Annotated in this window: 19 protein-coding genes; 8 read left to right on the plus strand and 11 right to left on the minus strand. The window is 64.0% G+C overall.

Features of this window, described 5'->3' with window-relative positions:
• Window positions 1–125: 125 nt before the first annotated feature.
• From YUA_RS0142655 to pncA, 9 genes are all read right to left on the minus strand, one after another.
• Window positions 126–986, minus strand: coding sequence for an ABC transporter permease (locus tag YUA_RS0142655; RefSeq protein ID WP_027536121.1), 861 nt, complete (start codon window positions 984–986; stop codon window positions 126–128).
• Window positions 983–1912 (minus strand): ABC transporter permease, encoded by a 930-nt coding sequence (locus YUA_RS0142660; RefSeq protein ID WP_027536122.1) that lies wholly within the window; start codon window positions 1910–1912, stop codon window positions 983–985. The genes YUA_RS0142655 and YUA_RS0142660 overlap by 4 nt, the downstream gene beginning before the upstream one ends.
• On the minus strand, window positions 1912–2904 hold the full coding sequence (locus YUA_RS0142665; RefSeq protein ID WP_027536123.1) for an ABC transporter ATP-binding protein: 993 nt from the start codon (window positions 2902–2904) through the stop codon (window positions 1912–1914). Before YUA_RS0142665 ends, YUA_RS0142660 begins: the two co-directional genes overlap by 1 nt.
• Window positions 2901–3884: an ABC transporter ATP-binding protein gene (locus YUA_RS0142670; protein ID WP_027536124.1), complete on the minus strand. Its 984-nt coding sequence runs from the start codon at window positions 3882–3884 to the stop codon at window positions 2901–2903. The genes YUA_RS0142665 and YUA_RS0142670 overlap by 4 nt, the downstream gene beginning before the upstream one ends.
• 3 nt (window positions 3885–3887) lie before the next feature.
• Window positions 3888–5525 (minus strand): ABC transporter substrate-binding protein, encoded by a 1638-nt coding sequence (locus YUA_RS0142675; protein ID WP_027536125.1) that lies wholly within the window; start codon window positions 5523–5525, stop codon window positions 3888–3890.
• Between the two features lie 28 nt (window positions 5526–5553).
• Window positions 5554–6369, minus strand: coding sequence for a sugar phosphate isomerase/epimerase (locus YUA_RS0142680; protein WP_027536126.1), 816 nt, complete (start codon window positions 6367–6369; stop codon window positions 5554–5556).
• 439 nt (window positions 6370–6808) lie between these two features.
• Window positions 6809–8842 carry an NAD(+) synthase gene (locus tag YUA_RS0142685; RefSeq protein ID WP_027536127.1) on the minus strand — a complete coding sequence of 678 codons (2034 nt, stop codon included), beginning with the start codon at window positions 8840–8842 and terminating at the stop codon, window positions 6809–6811.
• A gap of 127 nt (window positions 8843–8969) precedes the next feature.
• Window positions 8970–10085 carry an alpha/beta fold hydrolase gene (locus YUA_RS0142690; protein ID WP_027536128.1) on the minus strand — a complete coding sequence of 372 codons (1116 nt, stop codon included), beginning with the start codon at window positions 10083–10085 and terminating at the stop codon, window positions 8970–8972.
• Window positions 10086–10101: 16 nt separating this feature from the next.
• Window positions 10102–10740, minus strand: coding sequence for a bifunctional nicotinamidase/pyrazinamidase (pncA, locus tag YUA_RS0142695; RefSeq protein ID WP_027536129.1), 639 nt, complete (start codon window positions 10738–10740; stop codon window positions 10102–10104).
• Between the two features lie 254 nt (window positions 10741–10994).
• On the opposite strand from pncA, the gene glk reads away from it, so the two are divergent.
• The 3 genes from glk to YUA_RS51450 all read left to right on the plus strand — a co-directional run bounded on the left by glk (window position 10995) and on the right by YUA_RS51450 (window position 12619).
• Window positions 10995–11963 (plus strand): glucokinase, encoded by a 969-nt coding sequence (gene glk, locus YUA_RS0142700; protein WP_027536130.1) that lies wholly within the window; start codon window positions 10995–10997, stop codon window positions 11961–11963.
• Between the two features lie 148 nt (window positions 11964–12111).
• On the plus strand, window positions 12112–12315 hold the full coding sequence (locus tag YUA_RS0142705) for a hypothetical protein (RefSeq protein WP_027536131.1): 204 nt from the start codon (window positions 12112–12114) through the stop codon (window positions 12313–12315).
• A 148-nt stretch (window positions 12316–12463) separates the two neighbouring features.
• Window positions 12464–12619 carry a hypothetical protein gene (locus YUA_RS51450; RefSeq protein ID WP_198029603.1) on the plus strand — a complete coding sequence of 52 codons (156 nt, stop codon included), beginning with the start codon at window positions 12464–12466 and terminating at the stop codon, window positions 12617–12619.
• 100 nt (window positions 12620–12719) lie between these two features.
• On the opposite strand, the gene YUA_RS0142715 is transcribed toward YUA_RS51450, so the two are convergent.
• Together YUA_RS0142715 and YUA_RS0142720 are read right to left on the minus strand one after the other, a co-directional pair.
• Entirely contained in the window at window positions 12720–13097 is a 378-nt protein-coding gene (locus YUA_RS0142715; RefSeq protein ID WP_027536132.1) for a response regulator, read from the minus strand.
• Window positions 13098–13208: 111 nt separating this feature from the next.
• A complete protein-coding gene (locus tag YUA_RS0142720) occupies window positions 13209–14021 on the minus strand; it encodes a Spy/CpxP family protein refolding chaperone (protein WP_027536133.1) in 813 nt (270 codons plus the stop codon).
• Window positions 14022–14503: 482 nt separating this feature from the next.
• On the opposite strand from YUA_RS0142720, the gene YUA_RS0142725 reads away from it, so the two are divergent.
• From YUA_RS0142725 to YUA_RS0142745, 5 genes are all read left to right on the plus strand, one after another.
• Window positions 14504–15847: an ABC transporter substrate-binding protein gene (locus YUA_RS0142725; RefSeq protein WP_027536134.1), complete on the plus strand. Its 1344-nt coding sequence runs from the start codon at window positions 14504–14506 to the stop codon at window positions 15845–15847.
• Between the two features lie 134 nt (window positions 15848–15981).
• Complete coding sequence (locus tag YUA_RS0142730) at window positions 15982–16920, plus strand: carbohydrate ABC transporter permease (RefSeq protein WP_027536135.1); 939 nt, start codon at window positions 15982–15984, stop codon at window positions 16918–16920.
• Window positions 16920–17825, plus strand: a complete 906-nt coding sequence (locus tag YUA_RS0142735) for a carbohydrate ABC transporter permease (protein WP_027536136.1) — start codon at window positions 16920–16922, stop codon at window positions 17823–17825. Before YUA_RS0142730 ends, YUA_RS0142735 begins: the two co-directional genes overlap by 1 nt.
• Window positions 17826–17831: 6 nt before the next feature.
• Window positions 17832–18932 carry an ABC transporter ATP-binding protein gene (locus YUA_RS0142740; protein ID WP_027536137.1) on the plus strand — a complete coding sequence of 367 codons (1101 nt, stop codon included), beginning with the start codon at window positions 17832–17834 and terminating at the stop codon, window positions 18930–18932.
• Window positions 18933–18967: 35 nt separating this feature from the next.
• Window positions 18968–19957, plus strand: a complete 990-nt coding sequence (locus YUA_RS0142745; protein WP_027536138.1) for a hydroxyacid dehydrogenase — start codon at window positions 18968–18970, stop codon at window positions 19955–19957.
• Window positions 19958–20084: the final 127 nt, after the last annotated feature.

Raw genomic sequence — 20084 nt, forward strand, 5'->3', positions numbered from 1 at the left:
GAAATATCGAAGCCGCCTCAGGCCTTTCCGGCCGGATAGCGCACGGGCCGGGCGGGCGCAACGGGAACTTGCCTCAAGATGGCCCGGATTAGCCCGGTGCAGGCCTCCCCTGCTCCCGGCGCGGCCTATTGCAGGGTCGGATCGAGCCGGTCGCGCAGCCAGTCGCCGATCACGGAGACCGCCAGCGTGGTGATCACGATGGTGGTCGCCGGCGCCAGCATGATCCCGGGCGCCCGGGTCAAATATTCGCGGCCGTAGCCAACCATATTGCCGAGGCTGGTCATCGGCGGCTGCACGCCGAGGCCGAGGAAGGACAGGCCTGATTCCATCAGGATCACCTCGGGGAAAACCAGCGTGGTCGAGACGATCAGGGTCGAGGCGATGTTGGGCAGGATGTGCCGGAGGTAGATCCGCGCCGGCGTGGCGCCGAGCTGGCGGACGGCGGCTGCATATCCTTGCGCATTGGCGGAGATGGCGAGGCCGCGGGCGATGCGGGCGTAGCGCTCCCAGCCGAACAGGCCCATCAGGCCGATGAGCAGCGGCAGCGAGTTGCCGAAGAAGGCGAGCACCGCGAGGGCCATGATCAGGAACGGCATGCTGGCCTGGAAGTCGGTCAGCATCAGCACGAGCTGCTCGACGGCGCCGCGGAAATGCGCGGCGAGGAAGCCGAGCGTGGTGCCGACCACGGCCGAGATCGCGGTCGCGCCGAAGGCGATCAGCAGCGAGATGCGGATCGAGACGAGCAGGCGCGACAGCACGTCACGGCCGAGTTCGTCGGTGCCGAGCCAATGCGCGACATTGCCGGGCGCCGACAGTCGGTTGCGCAGGTCGAGCTGGGTATAGCCATAGGGCGCGATCTTCTCGGCGAACGCTGCGATCACCAGCATGGCGACGATCCAGGTCACCGCGAGCGCGACCGAGATCGGGATCGCGGGAAGGTTGATGCGGCGGCGCACGCCAGCGTCTTTCAGCGTCGCGTCGGTCATGCATGAGCCCCTTTGGCCCGCAGCCGCGGATCGAGGAAGCCGTAGAGGAAATCGACGATCAGGTTGGACGTGACCATGGTTAGCGCCACCAGCAGCAGGATGCATTGCACGACGGCGAGGTCGCGGTTGGCAACCGCAACCACAAGCAGGCGCCCTACTCCCGGCCAGGCAAACACGCTCTCGACCACGACCGCGCCCGCGATCAGCGTGCCCACCATGAAGCCCAGAATGGTGACGGTCGGGATCGCGGCGTTCGGCAGGGCATGCGACGTCACCACCTTGCGCCACGGCACACCCTTGGCGGACGCCGTGCGTATATAGGGCTGACCCAACACCTCCAGCATGGCGCTGCGGGTGAAACGCGCCAGCACCGCGGCGCCGCCAAGGCTGAGTGTCACGATGGGCAGGATGGCGTGCCGCCAGCTGTCCTGCCCGCCCGACGGGAGCCAGCCGAGCTGCACGGCAAAGACAAGCACGAGCAGCAGCGCCAGCACAAAGCTCGGCACGGTGAAGCCGGCAACCGCCGTCATCATCACGGCGCGGTCGATTCCCGATCCCCGATGCAGCGCGGCGTAGATGCCGGCGGGAATTCCGAGCGCGACCTTGAAGAAGAAGGCCGGCAAGGTCAGCGCCAGCGTTGCTGGAATCCGCTCCAGCACGAGCTCGATCGCCGGTCGTCCGTCACGCATGGAACGGCCGAGCTCGCCTTTGGCGATGGCGCCGAAGTAATCGAGATACTGAAACCAGATGGGATCATCGAGGCCCCACGCCTTGCGGAAGGCGGCGAGCACTTCCGGCGGCGCCTCCGGTCCCAAAATCATCAGCGCGGGATCGCCTGATAGCCGCAGCACGACGAAGGCGAAGGTGACAACGAGGACGATCGTGAGCGCAGCCCGTCCAATGCGAATGGCGAAATAGCGTCCCATCACGCCGCGTCCCAAGCCCCAGCCTGCGGCCCGGTCACGAGATGGCAAGCGACCCGGCGATCGCCGCCGACGGCAGACAGTGTCGGCACCTCGCTCGCGCAGCGCGCGATGGCACGCGGACAGCGCGGATGGAAGGCGCAGCCTTGCGGCCGCGCCGCCGGGTTCGGCGGATCGCCCGCCAGCACGATGCGGCCTGCGCTGCGGCGGCCGGGCGCGGGCGAAGCCGAGACCAGCGCCTGCGTGTACGGGTGCTCCGGGCGCGCAAAGAGATCGTCGGCGCTGCCGATCTCGACGATTCGGCCGAGATACATCACGGCAACGAAATTGCTGATCTGCCTGACGACCCGCAGATCGTGGCTGATGAACAGCAGCGTGAGCCCAAGCTGCGCCTGGAGATCGGCCAACAGGTTCACGACCTGCGCCTGGATCGAGACGTCGAGCGCGCTGACCGGCTCGTCGCAGACCAAAAAATCCGGCTTCGTGGCCAGCGCGCGTGCCAGCACGATGCGCTGGCGCTGTCCGCCGGACAGTGCGCCCGGATAACGCCCGCCATGCGCCGGCGTGAGTTCGACCGCGCGCAGCAATTCGCGGACGCGCTCCTCGCGCTCGGCCGGCGTGCCGACACCGTGAATATCGAGCGGCTCGCGGATTTGTGCTGCGACCGGCAAACGCCGGTCCAGCGCTCCCAGCGGGTCCTGAAAGATCATCTGCATGCGGGCGCGCTGTGCACGCCACGCCTGTGTCCCGAGCGCCGCCATCGGCTTGCTGTCGAACTGCACCTCGCCGCGATCGGGCGGCTCGAGGCCGAGCACGATGCGCCCCGTCGTGGACTTACCCGAACCGGACTCGCCGACAAGGCCGAGCGTTTCGCCCCTGGGAATGGTCAGCGACACGCCATCGACGGCGTGCACGGCCGTGCTGCGGCCGAACATCCCGGAGCGCATGGAATAGCTGCGCGCGATCGAGGACACCTCGACGAGCGGCGCGTTCATTCGGCGGCGATCCCGAGCAGCGCGCGGCGCGAGGCCTCGGCGCGAATGCAAGCGACGGCGCGATCGTCCGCGATGGGCGCAAGCGTTGGAGCCGCGAGGCCGCACGGCTCCGCAGCCAGCGAACAACGCGGTGCGAAGGCGCATCCATCAGGCATGTGCGCGGGATCGGGCACGGTGCCTGGAATGGCGGTGAGGCGTCGGCGCGGCCCGTCGAGCGGCGGCAGCGCGCCAATCAGGCCTTGCGCATAGGGGTGCACGGGATCGGCAAAGAGCTGGTTGCTAGGTGCCTGCTCGACGATGCGGCCAGCATACATCACGGCGACGCGGTCGCAGTTCTCGGCGACGACGCCGAGATCGTGGCTGATCAGCACCATCGCCATGCTCATCTCGCGGCGGATAGTGGAGAGCAGCTCCAGAATTTGTGCCTGGATGGTGGCGTCGAGCGCGGTGGTCGGCTCGTCCGCGATCAGCAGATCGGGATTCCCTGCCAACGCCATCGCGATCATGATGCGCTGGACCTGGCCGCCGGAGAATTCGTGCGGATAGGCCGACAGCCGCCGTGCCGCGTCCGGGATGCCGACGAGGTTGAGCAGACGCAGTGCTTCGGCCTTCACGGCCGTGCCGGAGAGTTCGCGATGCAGCGCCAAGGCTTCGCAGAGCTGCCTGCGGATGGTCAGGACCGGATTGAGCGCGCTCGCCGGATCCTGGAAGATCATCGTGACCCGCCCGCCCCGCACCTGGTCGAGTTGGGACGCAGGCGCGCCGAGGATATCGCGTCCGTCGAGACGAACCGATCCCGAGATCTCCGCATGCCTCGGCAGGAGGCCGAGCGCGGCAAGCCACGTCACCGACTTGCCGGAGCCAGACTCGCCGACGAGGCCCAGGGCCTCACCCTTCTGCAAGGAGAGATCGACGCCGCGCAGCACCGCAACGCCGTTGAAGGCGACGCTGAGGCCCTGGATGCTGACCAGCGGCGTCACGACCTAGGCCTCGAAATTGCCGGCGCGGAAATCCATCGCGAATGCCGGCGACGCCTTCCACTTGATTGACTTCGGCTTGGCGGTGAAAGTCGCGTTCTGGTGCAGCACCGTGTAGGCGGGATCCTCGCGCTCGGCGATCTCCAGCATGCGGTGGAACGCCTTCTTACGCGCGGCGCGGTCGGTCGAGGTCTCCAGGAATTCGGAGAGCTTGTTCAGCTCCGCGTTGGTCCATTCGCCGATCTGCTGCTGCTGGCCGTTCGGGCCGTGCTGGGCCACCAGCGACGACACCGGATCATTGAAGGCGGCCGAGTTCGACCAGTCGCGCACGGCGCGGGTCGGCGCACGCTCCATGATCTGCGACCAGTTCTCCTTGGTCTCGATCTCGACGTTGAGGCCGACCGACTTCCACATCTCGACCAGCACCTGCGCGGTCGCGACCTGGTTGGTGTAGTAGTTGTTGAGCAGGCGATAGGGAATCGCATCGCCCTTGTAGTTGGCCTGCTTCAACAGATCCTGCGCGAGCTTGGGATCATAGGCGGGGACGCTCCAGTCGGCATTGAACATGTCGCCGTAGAATTCCCACTGCAGCCCTTTCGGCACGCGGGTGCGGCCGGCCCACAGGCTGTCGACGATGGCCTGGCGGTCGATCGCATGGGTGAAGGCACGGCGCACCAAGGGATTGGCGAGCTGGGCGTGGTTCTTGTCGAATACGGTCAGGCGATGATTGAGAATGGTGCCGCCCTGCACTTCGAACGCCGAATTCTTCTCGATGCCGGCGATCTGGTCCGGCGGAATGTCGCAGGCAAACTGATATTCGCCCGACAACAGCCCGTTGATGCGGCTTGCGACCTCGGGCACTTCGAGGAAGCGGATGCGCTTGAGCGGCGGACGGCCGCCCCAATACTCGTCGTGCGCTTCGAGCGTCAGCGAGACGTCGGGCTTGAGCTCGACGACCTTGTAGGGACCGGTGGTGATCGGCTTGCGCGCCCAGTCGAGGTAGCTCGCGGATTCGGCCCAAGCGCGGCGGTTGGCGATGTCGGAGCCGTAGCGCGACAGGCGGCCTTCGATGGTGACGTCAGGCGTAGCGTTGTAGAAGCGCACCGTGTACTTGTCGACGGCATCGACGCGGACGAGATCCGGCCAGATCCGACGCGCGACCGCCGGCACGTCAGGCGGCAGTTCCTTGCCCGGACGCGGCGTCGGAATCTTTTCGAAAGCCTGGATGGTCGAGCGGCTCTTGGCTTCGGTCTCGCCGAACATGCGCTCGCGGCTGAAGGTGAAGACGACGTCTTCGGCGGTCAGCTCGTCGCCATTGTGGAACTTCACGCCCTGACGCAGCTTCACCTCGACGGTCTGGTCGTCGATGCGGCGCCATTCGGTGGCAAGGCCCGGCACGGCCTCGAGATTGCCGCGGAAATTCTTCGAGATCAGGCCTTCCCAGATCGAGGAGAAGAACACGCGCTCGCCGACATTCGACTGCTCGCGCAGCACATCGAGCACGTTGGAGTTCGTCACCTTCTGCACGGCGATCGTCACCGACGGACGGTTGTCGGCTTGCCCGATCGCGAAGCGCGGCAGTAGCAGCGTGCCTGCGGCGGCGCCGCCGGACTTCAGGATGGTGCGACGGGTGAGCTTGCTCATGACGATGACCCCTGCCCTGTGATGTCAGTTATTCGGCGAGACCGAGCGCGGTGAGATGCGCGGCGCCTTTGCGGACGTCGTCGTGATTGCGCAGCTCGAGGATCAGCCGCGGGTTTGACGTCAGCCGGCTCAGCGCGCGGAACACGGCGACCCAGGGAATGTTGCCTTCACCCGGCGCCCAGTGCCTGTCAGCAAAACCGTCGGTGTCCTGGAGGTGCACATGCGTCAACATGTCACCGGCGGTTTCGACGTAATAGTCGACCGGCGGCGCACCGGTGGAGATGTGGGCGTAGTTGGCGTGGCCGGTGTCGAGCGAGACGCGGACCTTGCTGCTTTCGAGCGCCTTGGCGAGACGCACCCGGTCGCGCGGGTCCTTGTCCTCGATGTTCTCGATGACGATCTCGCAGCCGATGGTCTCGGCACGCGCGATCACCTCGGCGAGCGTCGCCTTCACGCGTTCGATGATGTTGGTGCGGTTGTCCGGATAGAGATCGAGATTATTATGGTCCCAGGTCGTGAACGGCGAATGCATCACCATCTGGGTCGCGCCGAGGAATTCAGCGGCATCAAGGCCCTGCAACAGGCGCTTGGTCACGGCCTGGCGGATCATCGGATCATGGCTGTCGATCTTGAAACCCCAGAACGGGCCGTGGATGCCGAGGCGCCCGGTATGGCCCGAGAGCATCTGCCTGATGTCGGCGGCGGCGCTGCGCCAGTCGCCGTCCAGCAGATCGGCGCGGAAGAAGTCCTGAACTTCAAGATCGCGTTGCCGTTCCAGAAGCCAGTCGCGGTGAGCGGGGATCGATTTGATGGACAGTGCAGCGCCCAACACCGGCTTCGACATGGCATGCTCCCTTGGCCGTCAGCGATGACCAAGGCAGCGCTAGACCAATTCAATGACAGGCCGGTGAAATGCAGGTTCCGGAGATGTGGACATCCGGTCGCTTGCATCGAATTCAGGCAGTAGCAAGCGCGGCATGCAGGCGCATGCATCAACACGCGAAATCAAGCGCAATCGAGTCCGTAGTGATCCGGAATGGAGTCCTAATTCGATCTCGCGTACATCGCGGACATCGATCGGCGGCCTTCCAAGGGCATCACCCTCTGATCGCGCACCACGGGGTCGGGGGCACTTGGGGCGGGGGATCAAAGGCTGGGGGCAAGGTTACGAGGTCCGGACTCCTAGGCACTCCGGACCTCGTGCTTTCTACATCGAACGCAATTTCGCGCCGCCGGCTGTATGAGCCGCGCGGCGCGAAGTCATTTTGGACTACCCTCGTCGCTTACTTCGGCACGTTCCGCTCGAGATCCTCAAGCCAGGCTGCAGCGCTCGAATCCGAGGGCGCACGCCAGTCGCCGCGCGGCGACAGCGAGCCGCCGGCCGAGACCTTCGGTCCGTTCGGCATCGCGGAGCGCTTGAACTGGCTGAAAGCAAAGAAGCGACGCAAAAACACCTCAAGCCAGCGACGGATCTCCGGGAGATCGTACGCCTTGCGCGTGTCGGCCGGGAATGCCGGCGGCCATTCGCCCTCAGCGACGTCCTTCCAGGCCCGCCACGCCATGAAGGCGATCTTGGACGGCCGTAGGCCGAAGCGCAGCGTGTAGAACAGGTTGAAATCCTGCAGTTCGTAGGGCCCGATCGAGGCTTCGGTGCTCTGCGGCTTCTCGCCCGGCTTGACCGGAACCAGCTCTGGCGAGATCTCCGCCGACAGGATCGAGGCCAGCGTTCCGTTCACCTCGCCGCTGAATTGTTTCGAGGCGATCACCCAGCGGATCAGGTGCTGGATCAGCGTTTTGGGGACGCCGGCGTTGACATTATAATGCGCCATCTGGTCGCCGACGCCATAGGTGCACCAGCCGAGCGCGAGCTCCGAGAGGTCGCCGGTGCCGATGACGATGCCGCCATTGTGGTTGGCGAGCCGAAACAGGTAATCGGTGCGCAGGCCCGCCTGCACATTCTCGAAGGTGACGTCGTAGACCTTCTCGCCCTTGCCGAAGGGATGGCCGATATCCCTGAGCATTTGCGTGGCGGTGGTGCGGATGTCGAGTTCCTGCCAAGTGGCCTGCAACGCTTTCATCAGTGCAAGCGCGTTGGCCTTGCTCTCGCTGCCGGTGGCAAAGCCCGGCATGGTGTAGGCGAGGATGTTGTCGCGCGGCAGGCCGAGCAGGTCGAGCGCCTTGGCGGCGACGATCAGGGCGTGGGTGGAGTCGAGACCGCCTGATACCCCGATCACGACGCGCCTGGTACCGGTCGCGCGCATGCGCTGCACCAGGCCGGCGACCTGGATGTTATAGGCCTCGTAGCAATCCTGCTCGAGCAGGCTTTCATCGCTCGGCACGAACGGGAAGCGCTCGACCTTGCGCAGGAAGCCGATGTCGGCGCTCGGCGGCTTCAGGGCGAAGCTGATTTTGCGATAGAAGCCCTCGTGCTGCCGGCGGTTGTCGTCGAATGTGCCCATCAGGACGCGCTCCTGCCTGAGCAGGTCGAGATCAACGTCCGCCAGCGTGATCTGGCCGTCCTGCCGGAACCGCTCGCCCTCAGCGAGCAGCACGCCGTTCTCGTAGATCGAGGTCTGGCCGTCCCAGGCGAGATCGGTGGTGGATTCCCCTGCCCCCGCGGCGGAATAGAGATAGGCCGCAAGGCAGCGTGCCGAGGTCGACTGGCACAGCAGCGCGCGGGAGCGTGCCCGTCCGATCGTGATCGGGCTGCCCGAGAGATTGATCAGCACGCTCGCGCCGGCCAGCGCGAGCTCGGAGGCCGGCGTCACCGGGATCCACATGTCCTCGCAGATCTCGACGCCGATGGTCAGGCCCGGAACGTCCTCGGCCGCAAACAGCAAGTCAGTCCCGAACGGTGCATGCAGCCCGCCGAACGCGATCGCCTCCCCGGCGATGCCGGCGCCGGAGGCGAAATGCCGCCCCTCGTAGAATTCGCGATAGGTCGGCAGATAGCTCTTGGGCACGACGCCCAAAATGCTGCCGCGATGGATGACAACGGCGCAATTGTAGATGCGATTGCCGAACCGTAACGGCGCGCCGACGATCAGCACGGTCATCAGCGCCGAGGAGGCCTCGACGATCGAGGCGAGCCCGCGTTCGACCGCGTCGAGCAGCGGATCCTGCTTGACGAGGTCTTCGATGGCGTAGCCGGACAGGCACAACTCGGGAAACACGGCAACAGCGACCGACTGCGCGTCGCAGGTTTTCGCTGCAGCGATGACCGCTTTCGCATTGGCCGCGGGATCGGCCACATGGGAGGTGGTGACGCAGGCCGCAACGCGCGCAAATCCGTGGGCGTAGATCGAGTGGAAGCTCATCGAGCGCAGTACCCTTAAATCGTGTCGGACCAGCCGCGGCCGGCTCTGGACTCTATTTAACCCATCGACCGGGCCCCGTGCAGGCCATCCGGCATCATGCATAACGGATTTGCAGGTTCGCCGACCGTCAGGCGCGGCGCGCGAGAACGCCAGAGAGGTCGTCGCGCAACCATTCCGCGATCCGGGGCCAGGCATGGGCGTGCGTCCGCGCGCCCATGAACAGGCCGAGATGGTTGCTGGGCTCGGAGGCCGCTGCAACGAAAGCCGGTGGCGTGCCGATCAGATTGGCCGTGGCGAGCGCCTGCGCGGCCGGCACGACATCGTCGTCGAGCCCCACCAACAGGAAAACCGGCACTTTCACGTCCTTCAGGTCGATGGCGCGGCCGAGCGCCGTGAAATTGCCCGTTGCGATGCGGTTCTCTCGAAAGATCCAGTTGACGATCTGGAGGTAGTAGGTGCCCGGCAAATTGAGCGTTTCGGTGTTCCAGCGGTCGAAGCGCGCGAGCAGGGCCGCGCCCTCCCCGTCCGACAGGTCTCTTTGCAACGCCGCCGCGATGTCGTCGCGGTCAGGCCGCTTCGACCAGACATGCAGCATCTCCTCGCCGCTGACATTGCCGCCGCCGCGCGCGACGAGCTGGTCGTAGACGATCTCGGGCGCGTTGCGGGCGAATTGCGCCAGCCTGGACTCGACCGAGAGGTCGACCGGCGCTCCGACCAGGACCAGCCGCCGCACCTTGGCGGGAAAACGCGCCGCGTAGAGCAGCGACAGCCAGCCACCCTGACACAGGCCGACCAGATCGACGGGCGAGCCGATCTCGTCGACGGCGACGTTGAGATCGGACAGATAGCCGTCGATCGAGAGATAGCGCATGTCTGGCGTGGCGGAGCGCCAGTCGGTGAGATAGATGCGATCGATGCCGCCATGCTGCAGCGACTGCATCACGCTGTGGCCAAGTGCAAAGTCGGCGATCAGCGCCCGGTGCAGCGCATAGGGCGCGAAGACCAGAGCCGGCTGGCCGGATCGCGTCCGCGAACAATCGCGCAGCCGCATGGTGGCCAAGTCCAGCGCCACGATGCCGGGCGTGGTCCACGGGAGTTCGTCCTCGCCCTGCTCCACCGGGCCGCGCTCCAGCCACCAGAAGCAGGCGTCCATGGCCAGACGTGCCGCCGCAAATGGCCACAGCATGGGGTGGTCGGGTCCACGTTCCGCTTCGCCGGGTGGTTGGCCGGTCTTCTGGACCACCATTAGCGCGCGATCCTCACAGGAATGCCTCCAGGCTGATGACGGAAATGCCGAACTCCCTAAAGCTGTGACGGGTCGCCGCGACCGAGCCGTCGAGGTCAATGCCGCGGCAGGCGTCCTCGATGACGGCAACCTCGAAGCCTGCCTTGCGCGCATCCTCCGCGGAAAAGCGGACGCAAAAATCGAGCGCGAGGCCGGCGACGAAAACCGACTTCAGCTCGCGCTCCCGCAAATAGCCGAGCAGGCCCGTCGGCGTCTCGTGGTCGTTCTCGAACAGCGCCGAGTAGGAATCGATGCCGCGGCGAAAGCCTTTCCGGACCACAAGGTTTGCGCGGGTGACCTCGAGCTCCCGATGGAATTCGGCGCCGGCGGTGCCCTGCACGCAATGCGTCGGCCAGAGCACCTGGGTGCCGTAGTCGAGCTCGATGGTCTGGAACGGTTGGCGGCCCGCATGGTTCGGCGCAAAGGAGACGTGGTCGCCCGGATGCCAGTCCTGTGTCAGCACCACATTGGCGAATTTTTGGGCGATCCGGTTGATGGCGGGGACGACCCTCTCGCCGCCGGGAACGGCGAGCGCCCCGCCGGTGCAAAAATCGTTCTGCACGTCGATCACCAGCAGCACGTCGCGGTCGGATATCTTCATTGCAGGTCCCATTCCATCCGCCCGGCGCAATTGGCGCCGGCCGTCTTCAATGTCGATCTTCCCGCGCGGCTTCGCAACCACCGGCATCCTGCAACGATGTCGCGCGAACGGCCGGCTGATCCCTCCTGGATGCAACGCTTTGGCTCCGACCGTGTTGACTAGCCGCGCACGAGCGGGGATTCTCTGATATCCGCGACATGCGGATAGGGTCGAAGGACTGGAGGAGAAGGTTCCCGCGGCCTGCAAGGCCAGGGCAGCCAAATGTGATGAGTATCGGCAAGACAGGAAACATTCTTTTCGCCGATATCGGCGGCACCAATGCGCGTTTCGCGCTGAGCAATGGCGAGCAGATCGGACCGATCGACTATGTGAAGGTCGCCAATCATCCGACGGTCCGCGAAGCCATCACCGATGTGCTGCGGCGGGCCGACCGCGAGAAGCCGGTCAGGGCCGTCCTTGCCGTCGCCGGTCCCGTCACCAACAACCGCTGCGTCATGACCAACAGCCCGTGGGTGATCGACGGCAATGAGCTCCAGCCGGCGCTCGGCTTCGACAGCGTCCATGTGCTCAATGATTTCGAGGTGGTCGCCTGGTCCCTGCCCGCCTTGCAGCCGGCCGACCTGATTCCGCTCGGCGGACAGGAAGGCATGGCCGGGGAGCCGCTGCTGGTGGTCGGACCCGGGACCGGCTTTGGCGTCTCCTGCCTGGTCGAGCGCCACGGCTCCCGGCTGGCCGTTGTCACGGAGGCCGGCCACGCCACCCTGCCGGCAGAGAACGAGCGCGAGGAGCGTGTGATCGCCGCCATGCGACGGCGCTTCGGCCATGTCTCGATCGAGCGCGGCGCCCTCTCCGGCTCCGGGCTGCAATCCCTCTACGAAGCGATGGCCGAGGTCGATGAAGCCCAGGTGCCGCAACGCGATGCGGCAGCGATCACCAAGGCTGCGCTGGACGGGACTTGCGAGCTCAGCCGCGCGGCGCTGGAGATGTTCTGCGACATCCTCGGCTCCGTTGCCGGCAATCTCGCGGTGACCTTCGGCTCCCGCGGCGGCGTCTATATCGCAGGCGGAATCGTGCCGCGCTTTCCGGAATTCCTTTCGGCTTCAGCGTTCCGCGCGCGCTTCGAAGCCAAGGGGCGCTTCCAGGACTATTTGCGCAATATCCCGACGCGCCTTGTCGTAAAGCCCGATGCGAGCTTCGTCGGCCTGAAGATGTTCGCCGACCACAATCTGGATTGAGGCGCGGCCCCAGCCCATCGCGTCGCTCGGCCGGGTAGTGCACAGCTGATTGCAGCGCAGGCGCGGTTCCACGCAGGATCGTGCTTGCCCCTTTGTTTCCGATGGGAAACAATTCAACCAGTGTGTGGCGTACGTACGGGGGCGTGACATGCGTAAGCAGGATATTGGGTTCGACTATCATCGCTATCACCGCCTGCTGACCGAGGCGGACGACGATGGCAAGCGACTGGCCTTGATCGAGCTGTTGATCGAGGAAAAGGCGCGGGACCGGCTCGCCGCGCAACGTGCCTCGGATCGCGCGGCCATGACGGCCCACACCATTGCCAACGTGCTCAAGAACGGCCGCAACTGAGACGTGTGCGAGACCGTTTGCGTCTCGCGGAAACGCGCATGCGATTGCGATTCCGTTAACGATCCCTCGCAACCTCGTGTCAAACTCTCTACTCTAAGAGTTCCCTCACCTGATCCAATTCAGGATCAACACAAAGGGGGGAATGAACATGAGCATGATTTCGCTCGCCGAAATGCCGGCTGCCGTCCAGTCCCGGTCGACCGACTATTCTTTTAAAGCCATTATCATCTTCTGCGGCGTGGGACTCCTCGCCTCGTTCAGCCTGATGGCACACGGCGTCGACCTCAGCGCCGGCTTGATCTGAAATACTGACGGACCTTCCGTCCCAAATGGCCGCCCCTGTCGGGCGGCCATTTTCGTTGACGATGTCGCCATCGTTGACAATGTCAGTGTGGCGGCTTGGATCAGTGCGGTGCCTTGGCGGCCGCGTCCGGAAACAGCGAGTCGATCATGATCTTGAGCTGGTCCATCGCTATCGGCTTGCGCAGGATCGGCCTGCGCCGGAGCAAGGACGGCAGTAATTCCGGCCCGTAACCGGTGGCGAACAGGAATGGCTTGCCGCGACGCTCGATCAAATCGGCGACAGGATCGACATAAACACCCATCAAATTGATGTCGAGGATGGCGAAATCGTACTGCGCCGTCATCGCGAAGGCGCTCGCATCGCGCACATTATCCGCTTCCGCGACGACATGGTGGCCAAGTTCCTCCACCATGTCGGCCATCATCATCCGGATCAACGCCTCGTCTTCGACCAGGAAAACGGAGAGTCCGTCCGCCATATCAACCTCGCAGCCACCTTGCGAAGATAAGCATACCCCAATTGTAAAAAGGATACACGAATTCGTGGCACGCGCCGTTAATTCCAGTGCGCGCAATCCGATCCAACTTGATCAATCCAGGCCGCGCTCATGGCTGAGGCGAACCATCTCCTGGATGAACACCTGCTTCTGCTTGTCATCGAGACTCGAATACAAGGGCTCAGCGGCGTCGGCGACATTGCGCTGATCGGCGGCACGGTCGATCAGGAACTGCGACTCGTTGCGCATCTGCTCGATGATGTCGTCGGGCGGATCGCGCTTGGCCCGTTCGACCCGCAGGTTAAGCCGCTCGGCGCCATTATGCCCGAGATAGTGCATGGCACTGGAGAAGCCGAACCAGTGCTTCTCCTGATCGGGAGTCAGGTTTAGCTCGGTCTTGATGCGCTCGATATAGGAATCGCTGTTGGCGACAATCTGGTCGGCGGTCAGTTGCGGCGCGCCGTTCTGGGTCAGGACCGCGACATCCTCATCCTTGGTGTCCGGCGGAGCGTTCTTGGCCTCCTTGCTGGCTTTGGCACCCTTGGCGCCTTTCGCGGTCTTGGCATCCTTGTCCTTGCCGGCGCCCGGCTGCTTGGCGTCCTTCGCATCCTTGGACGCGTCCTTGTTCGCATCCTTGTTCGCATCCTTGGCGGCCGGCGCCTGGCCATTATTGTTGTTGACGCCGAGCACCCCGGTGAAAACGCCGACCACGCCGCCGATGGCGCCGCCGAGGACGCCACCGACAGGGCCTGCCGCCTTGTTACCGGCCGCGGCTCCGTCCTGGACGCCCTTGACCAAACCTTGGGCATTCGCCACTGCGGCCGCGCCAATCAGCACTGTCAGCACGGAGCCGAGCGCGAGCCAGCGTCGCAGGCCAAGCCGCGCATGCGGCGTCGGGGTGATCATTTGGGTCTTCATCTCGATCTGCTTGCCCTTTGAGAACGGCAGGCATGCTGCCGGTTGCAACTCTATCGTTTTCACCGTGCCGAGGTCTAGGCACGCGCAATCGCCGTCCCCATCCGAAAGCTCTTCTGCACGAAGCGGTTACGCAGGCTCATTCGGAACTGCGGCGTAATTGCGCACGGATCGTCTCCCGCCACCGCGCTCCGCAGTGTGCGTCGCAATAAGAGCAGCCACAGTTCGTGCTCGGTGCACGCCGCGGCCGTTCCCTACACAACGTTAGTTCTAGAGCGCGAGCCATTCGGCTTTCTCGACAGAGGCAATCAATCATGATCTGATCGCGCTACCAATTTGCCGTGTCCCGTGCGTGATTTGCCGCCGGCGATGACGACGCCAACAAGAAACGTCCAACAACAAAATCAAAAACAAACTCAGGAAAGTCAGAGGAAACGACAGAACAATAAAACACACCAAGGCGAGGAAACGAGATGTCACGCAAGACACTGACGCGACGTCAATTTGTAGCTGCCACTGCAATGTCCTCCACGGCGCTGATGGCAGCGCCCTATGTCCGAGGCGCTTACGCCGCCGGCAAGCTCTCGATCGGCTTCTGGGACCACTGGGTGCCCGACGCCAACAAGGCTTCCACCGCTCTCGTCAATGAATGGGCCGCGAAGGAGAAGGTCGAGGTTTCCATCGACTACATCACCAGTCAGGGCAACAAGCTCCTCCTGACGATGGCCGCCGAAGCGCAGGCAAAGTCCGGTCACGATATCCTGTCGTCTCAAATCGGCTGGCAACCGCACGCCTATGACGATTTGCTTGAACCGGTCAATGACGTCATGGAGCCGGTCATCAAGCAGAACGGCGAGGTGAACGGCACGGTCAAGTATCTCGGTCAGTCCGGCGGCAAATGGCTCGCCGTGCCCGGGACCGCTGGCAGTCAAATCAAAGGTCCCTGCTCGCGTATCGATCTGATGAAGAAATACGCGAATATCGATGTACAGGAAATGTATCCGGCCGGTTCACCGCCCAAGGCCGACAACTGGACGATGGATACGTTCCTCAAGGCGGCTGAAGCCTGCCAGAAGGGCGGCTTCCCCTTCGGCATCGGCCTCGGCCAGACTCCGGACAGTATCGATACCGCAGGTGCAATCTTCCAGTCCTTCGGCGCCGAACTCATCAACGCCAAGGGCGACATAACCGTGAAGACGGACGCGGTTCGCCAGGCGCTCGAATACTACAAGAAGCTGATCGCCTTCCTTCCGCCGGACGCACCCTCGTGGGATGACGCCTCGAACAATAAATGGCTGATTTCCGGCCGAGGCGCACTGATCATGAATCCCCCGAGCGCCTGGGCGGTTGCCAAGCGCGATGCGCCTCAAGTTGCGGAGCAATGCTGGACGCACGGATTCCCGGCCGGACCGAAGGGCCGATTTGCGCCTTTCCAGCCGTTCTTCTGGAGCATCTGGAAATTCTCCAAGAACAAGGAAGCAGCCAAGAGCCTGCTTAGCCACCTGTCGCTGCCATCCTCGATCGAAAGGTTTGTTCAGGCCAGCGGCGGCTACGATCTGCCGGCGTACGCAAATATGACAACACTGAAGACTTGGGCCGAAGAAGAGCCCCCGAAGGGCACTCTCTATCATTATCCGAACCCCTACAATCATCAGACGTTGTCGATTGCGGCCGCGCCGGCGCCGCCAAAGATTGCGGAGCAGATCTATAATCAGGCGACGCTGACCAAGATGGTGCTCCGCTACGCCCAAGGCGAGAAGATGGAAGATACGCTCGCCTGGGCCGAGAGCGAGTGCGAAGGATTCATGCGGACCTGAGCCGGGTGTGTGCCGTGGCGGTTCATGCGCTCTCTCGCGTGAGCCGCCAAGGCGCACTCTCACTCCGTCCGCATGACACGAAGCCGACCGGTCGCCGGCTTCCTTCCTGAATCTTCCGTCAGAGAGTTCGCCCCATGGCCGACGTCGTCGTTGAGCAAGGTCGCCTCGTCCGCAGCACGCGCCCGCGAAAAGCTGCGGGCCTGCGCAATGTGCTGGGTCGGAAATCGACCGTGGCGCTCTTCCTGACGTTGCCGCTGATCCTGCTGATCGCGCTGCTCGTGCTCTATCCCGCCTTCTATTCGCTCTATCTGGCGACGCTGAACAAGGCGATGACGAAATTCGTCGGCCTCGGCAATTTCACCTTCCTGTTCAAGCGCGAGACGTTCTGGATGGTGGTGAAGCAGTCCTGCATCTTTGCGATCACCGCCGTGGTCTTCAAGGCGCTGATCGGCTTCATCGTCGCGCATTTCGTTCACAACATTCCCGGCAAGAAGCAGCGCAAATGGCGCGGCATGCTGCTGGTGCCCTGGGTGATTCCGCCGGCGATGAGCACGCTGGCCTGGCTGTGGCTGTTCGATCCCTCCTACAGCGCCTTCAACTATACGCTCTCCTTCTTCGGCGTCGGCCCGATTCCCTGGCTCGGCGACACCTTCTGGGCGCGCTTCTCCGTCATCCTCGTCAACGTCTGGTACGGCGCGCCGTTCTTCCTGATCATGTACCTGGCCGCGCTGAAATCGGTGCCCGATCAGCTCTACGAGGCCGCAGCGATCGACGGCGCGAATTGGTGGCAGAAGATGTGGTACGTCACGCTGCCGATGATGCGCAACATCATCGCCATCACCACGCTGTTCTCGCTGATCGTGACGTTCGCCAATTTCGACATCGTGCGAATCCTCACGTCCGGCGGTCCGCTGGACCGGACCCAGCTGTTCGCCACCTGGGCGTTCCAGGTCGGCATCCAGAGCAGCGACATTCCGCTCGGCGCCTGCGTCTCGCTGTTCATGGTGCCGATCCTCGCTGTCGCCGCGGTCTTCATCCTGCGCGATGTCAATAAACGTGGGAACGAAGCCTGATGAGCACGCTGGCAATCGACAAGGCCGGACCAACCCGCAAACTCGGCAGCATGAGCCGCGACCGCACCTGGGCGCTGCGCTGGTCCTATTTCTTCCTGGTGCTGTTTGCGATCTTCTTCCTGACGCCGCCGGTCTACATGCTGATCACCTCGCTCAAGAGCAGCGCGGAGATTTCGGCGGCGACCAATCCATGGTGGGTGTTTCATCCCACCCTGTCGAACTATGTCGAGCTGTTGACCTCGAACCAGTTCCTGCGCTTCTTCTGGAACTCGTCGATCATCTCGATCGTGGTGGTGATCGTGACGATGCTGATCAGCATTCCCGCGGCGTTCGCGCTGGCGCGGATGAAGTTCTGGGGCTCGGCGACGCTCGCGACCGGCGTCTTCCTCACCTACCTGATCCCTGACAGCCTTCTGTTCATTCCGCTGTTCAAGATGCTGGCGGTGATCCAGGAGTTCACCGGCATTACGCTACTGAACCGCTGGTATGTGCTGGTGTTCATCTATCCGACGCTGACGGTGCCGTTCTGCACCTGGATCATGATCGGCTATTTCGCCTCGATCCCGAAGGAGCTCGATGAGGCCGCAATCATCGACGGCGCCTCCTGGCTCCAGACCCTGCTGCGGATCTTCATTCCGGTGGCCCTGCCCGGGCTGATCGCAGCGACCATCTTCGCCTTCACGGTGTCCTGGGCCCAGTTCCTCTATCCCCTGGTGTTCACGACGTCGGTGGACCAACTCGTGCTGCCGGTCGGCATCACCACGACGCTGATCAAGGGCGACGTCTTCAACTGGGGTCAGATCATGACCGGCGCGCTGCTCGGCGCGGCGCCGCCGCTCGTCATCTACGCCTTCCTGATGGACTACTACATTGCCGGCCTGACCGCTGGCGCGACAAAGGGTTGATCTCTCATGGCCGACGTTTCCCTGCGCAAGGTGATCAAGCGTTATGACGATGTCGAAGCGGTGCGCGGCATCGACCTTGATATCGCCGACCATGAGTTCATCGTGCTGGTCGGGCCGTCCGGCTGCGGCAAGTCGACCACGCTGCGCATGATCGCAGGGCTGGAGGACATCAGCGACGGCGACATCACGATCGGGGGCGACGTCGTCAACGACGTGCCGCCGAAGGACCGCGACATCGCCATGGTGTTCCAGAACTACGCGCTCTACCCGCACATGACGGTCGCCGAGAACATGTCGTTCGGGCTGCGGCTGAAGCATTATCCGAAGGCCGAGATCAAGGCGCGGGTGACGGAAGCGGCCCGTCTCCTCGACATCACCGACCTGATCGACCGCAAGCCAAAGCAACTTTCCGGCGGCCAGCGCCAGCGCGTCGCCATGGGACGCGCCATCGTGCGCAATCCGAAGGTGTTTTTGTTCGACGAGCCGCTATCCAATCTCGACGCCAAGCTGCGCGTGCAGATGCGGATCGAGATCAAAAAGGTGCACCAGAAGGTGCGCACCACGACCGTCTACGTCACCCACGACCAGGTCGAGGCGATGACGCTGGCCGACCGCGTGGTGGTGATGAACAAGGGTCGGATCGAGCAGATCGGCACGCCGAACGAGCTCTACCACAAGCCGGCGACACGCTTCGTCGCAGGCTTCATTGGCTCGCCCGCGATGAATTTCATCCCGTGCCGGCTGGAGGATGCCGGTGGCACGCTCCAGATCCGCCTGACCGACCGCATCGCCTTTGCTCTGCCGCCCGCCCGTGCCGCGCGCTACAACGGGCTGCCGCGCACCGACAGACTGCTGCTCGGTATCCGCCCCGAGCATCTCACCGAGGCGCACGCGCACCTCGGACCGGGCGTCGAGACCTTCGATACCGTGCTCGATGTCACCGAGCCGATGGGAATGGAGACCCTGGTCTATTTCGGACTTGAGGACACGCCCGTCTGCGGCCGCGTCGATCCCAATGCCGGCGCCAGGGACGGGGCTCCCATGCGTTTGGCGATGGACCTCAACAATATGCACCTGCTAAACGAGGAGACCGGCGTCGTGTTGTGAGGCCGGCCTTAAGAAACGCTAGCAGGCAGGGAGCGATGGCGACCAACAAGAAGAAGATTTTCGTTACACAAACTTTGTCGCAAGGGGCACGCGCCCTCCTCACCCGGCGGGACGATATCGAGCTCGTCGAGTTTCCGAACCTGATCTCCGCCAAGGACTTCGAGGCCCTGCTGAAGAGCCATGCGCCGGTCCACGGCGTGGCGCTCGGGGCAACCGCCTTCGGCGAGACCGAGCTCGAAGCATCGAAGGACATGAAGGTGGTGACCCGCATCGGCGTCGGCTACGACGCCGTCGACGTGCCCGCCCTCTCCCGCCGTAAGGTGCCGCTGATGGTCGCGGGCAGCGCGAATTCGCCCTCGGTCGCCGAGCAGGCGCTGTTCATGATGCTGATGCTGGCCAAGCGCGCCAATGAGATGCATGCCTGCGTCAAGGACGGCCAATGGGCCAACCGGCTCGGCATGCTGCCGTTCGACCTCTACGGCAAGACCGTGCTGATCATCGGCTTCGGCCGCATCGGCACCCGCACCGCCAAGCGCTGCCAGGCGATGGAAATGAAGGTGCAGGTCTATGACCCCTACAAGCCCGCCGCCGACATCAAGGCCGCCGGCTGCGAGGCGGTCGCCGATCTCGACGCGGCGCTGCCCAATGCCGACTTCGTCACCATCCACTGCCCGAAGACGCCGGAGACCATCGGCCTGTTCGATGCCGCGCGTATCGGCCGGATGAAGGCGAAGTCCTATCTCATCAACACTGCCCGCGGCGGCATCGTGAAGGAGGCCGCGCTGTACGATGCGCTGACTTCCGGAAAGCTCGCCGGCGCCGGTATCGACGTGTTCGAAGTCGAACCGCCGCCGGTCAGCAATGCGCTGTTCGCGCTTCCCAACGTCATCATGGCCCCGCACGTGGCGGGCGTGACGGTCGAGGCCGTGAGCCGCATGAGCGAGCAAACCGCGCGCAACATCCTGAGTGTGCTGGACGGCGATCCCATCCGGCAGAACATCATCAATCAGGACGTGCTGGGCTGAAAAACCGAATGGCGGGCGGATCGTCTGCCCGCCTTCGGCCAGAATGCGTCCCATTTTGGTACAGATCGGGCCCCAACTCAGCCTTAATCAAATCCGCGTAATGTATCCGGCCGCGGCGGCAGTGGGA

This window comes from Bradyrhizobium sp. WSM3983 (assembly GCF_000473045.1).
In the GTDB taxonomy this organism is placed as follows: Bacteria; Pseudomonadota; Alphaproteobacteria; order Rhizobiales; family Xanthobacteraceae; genus Bradyrhizobium.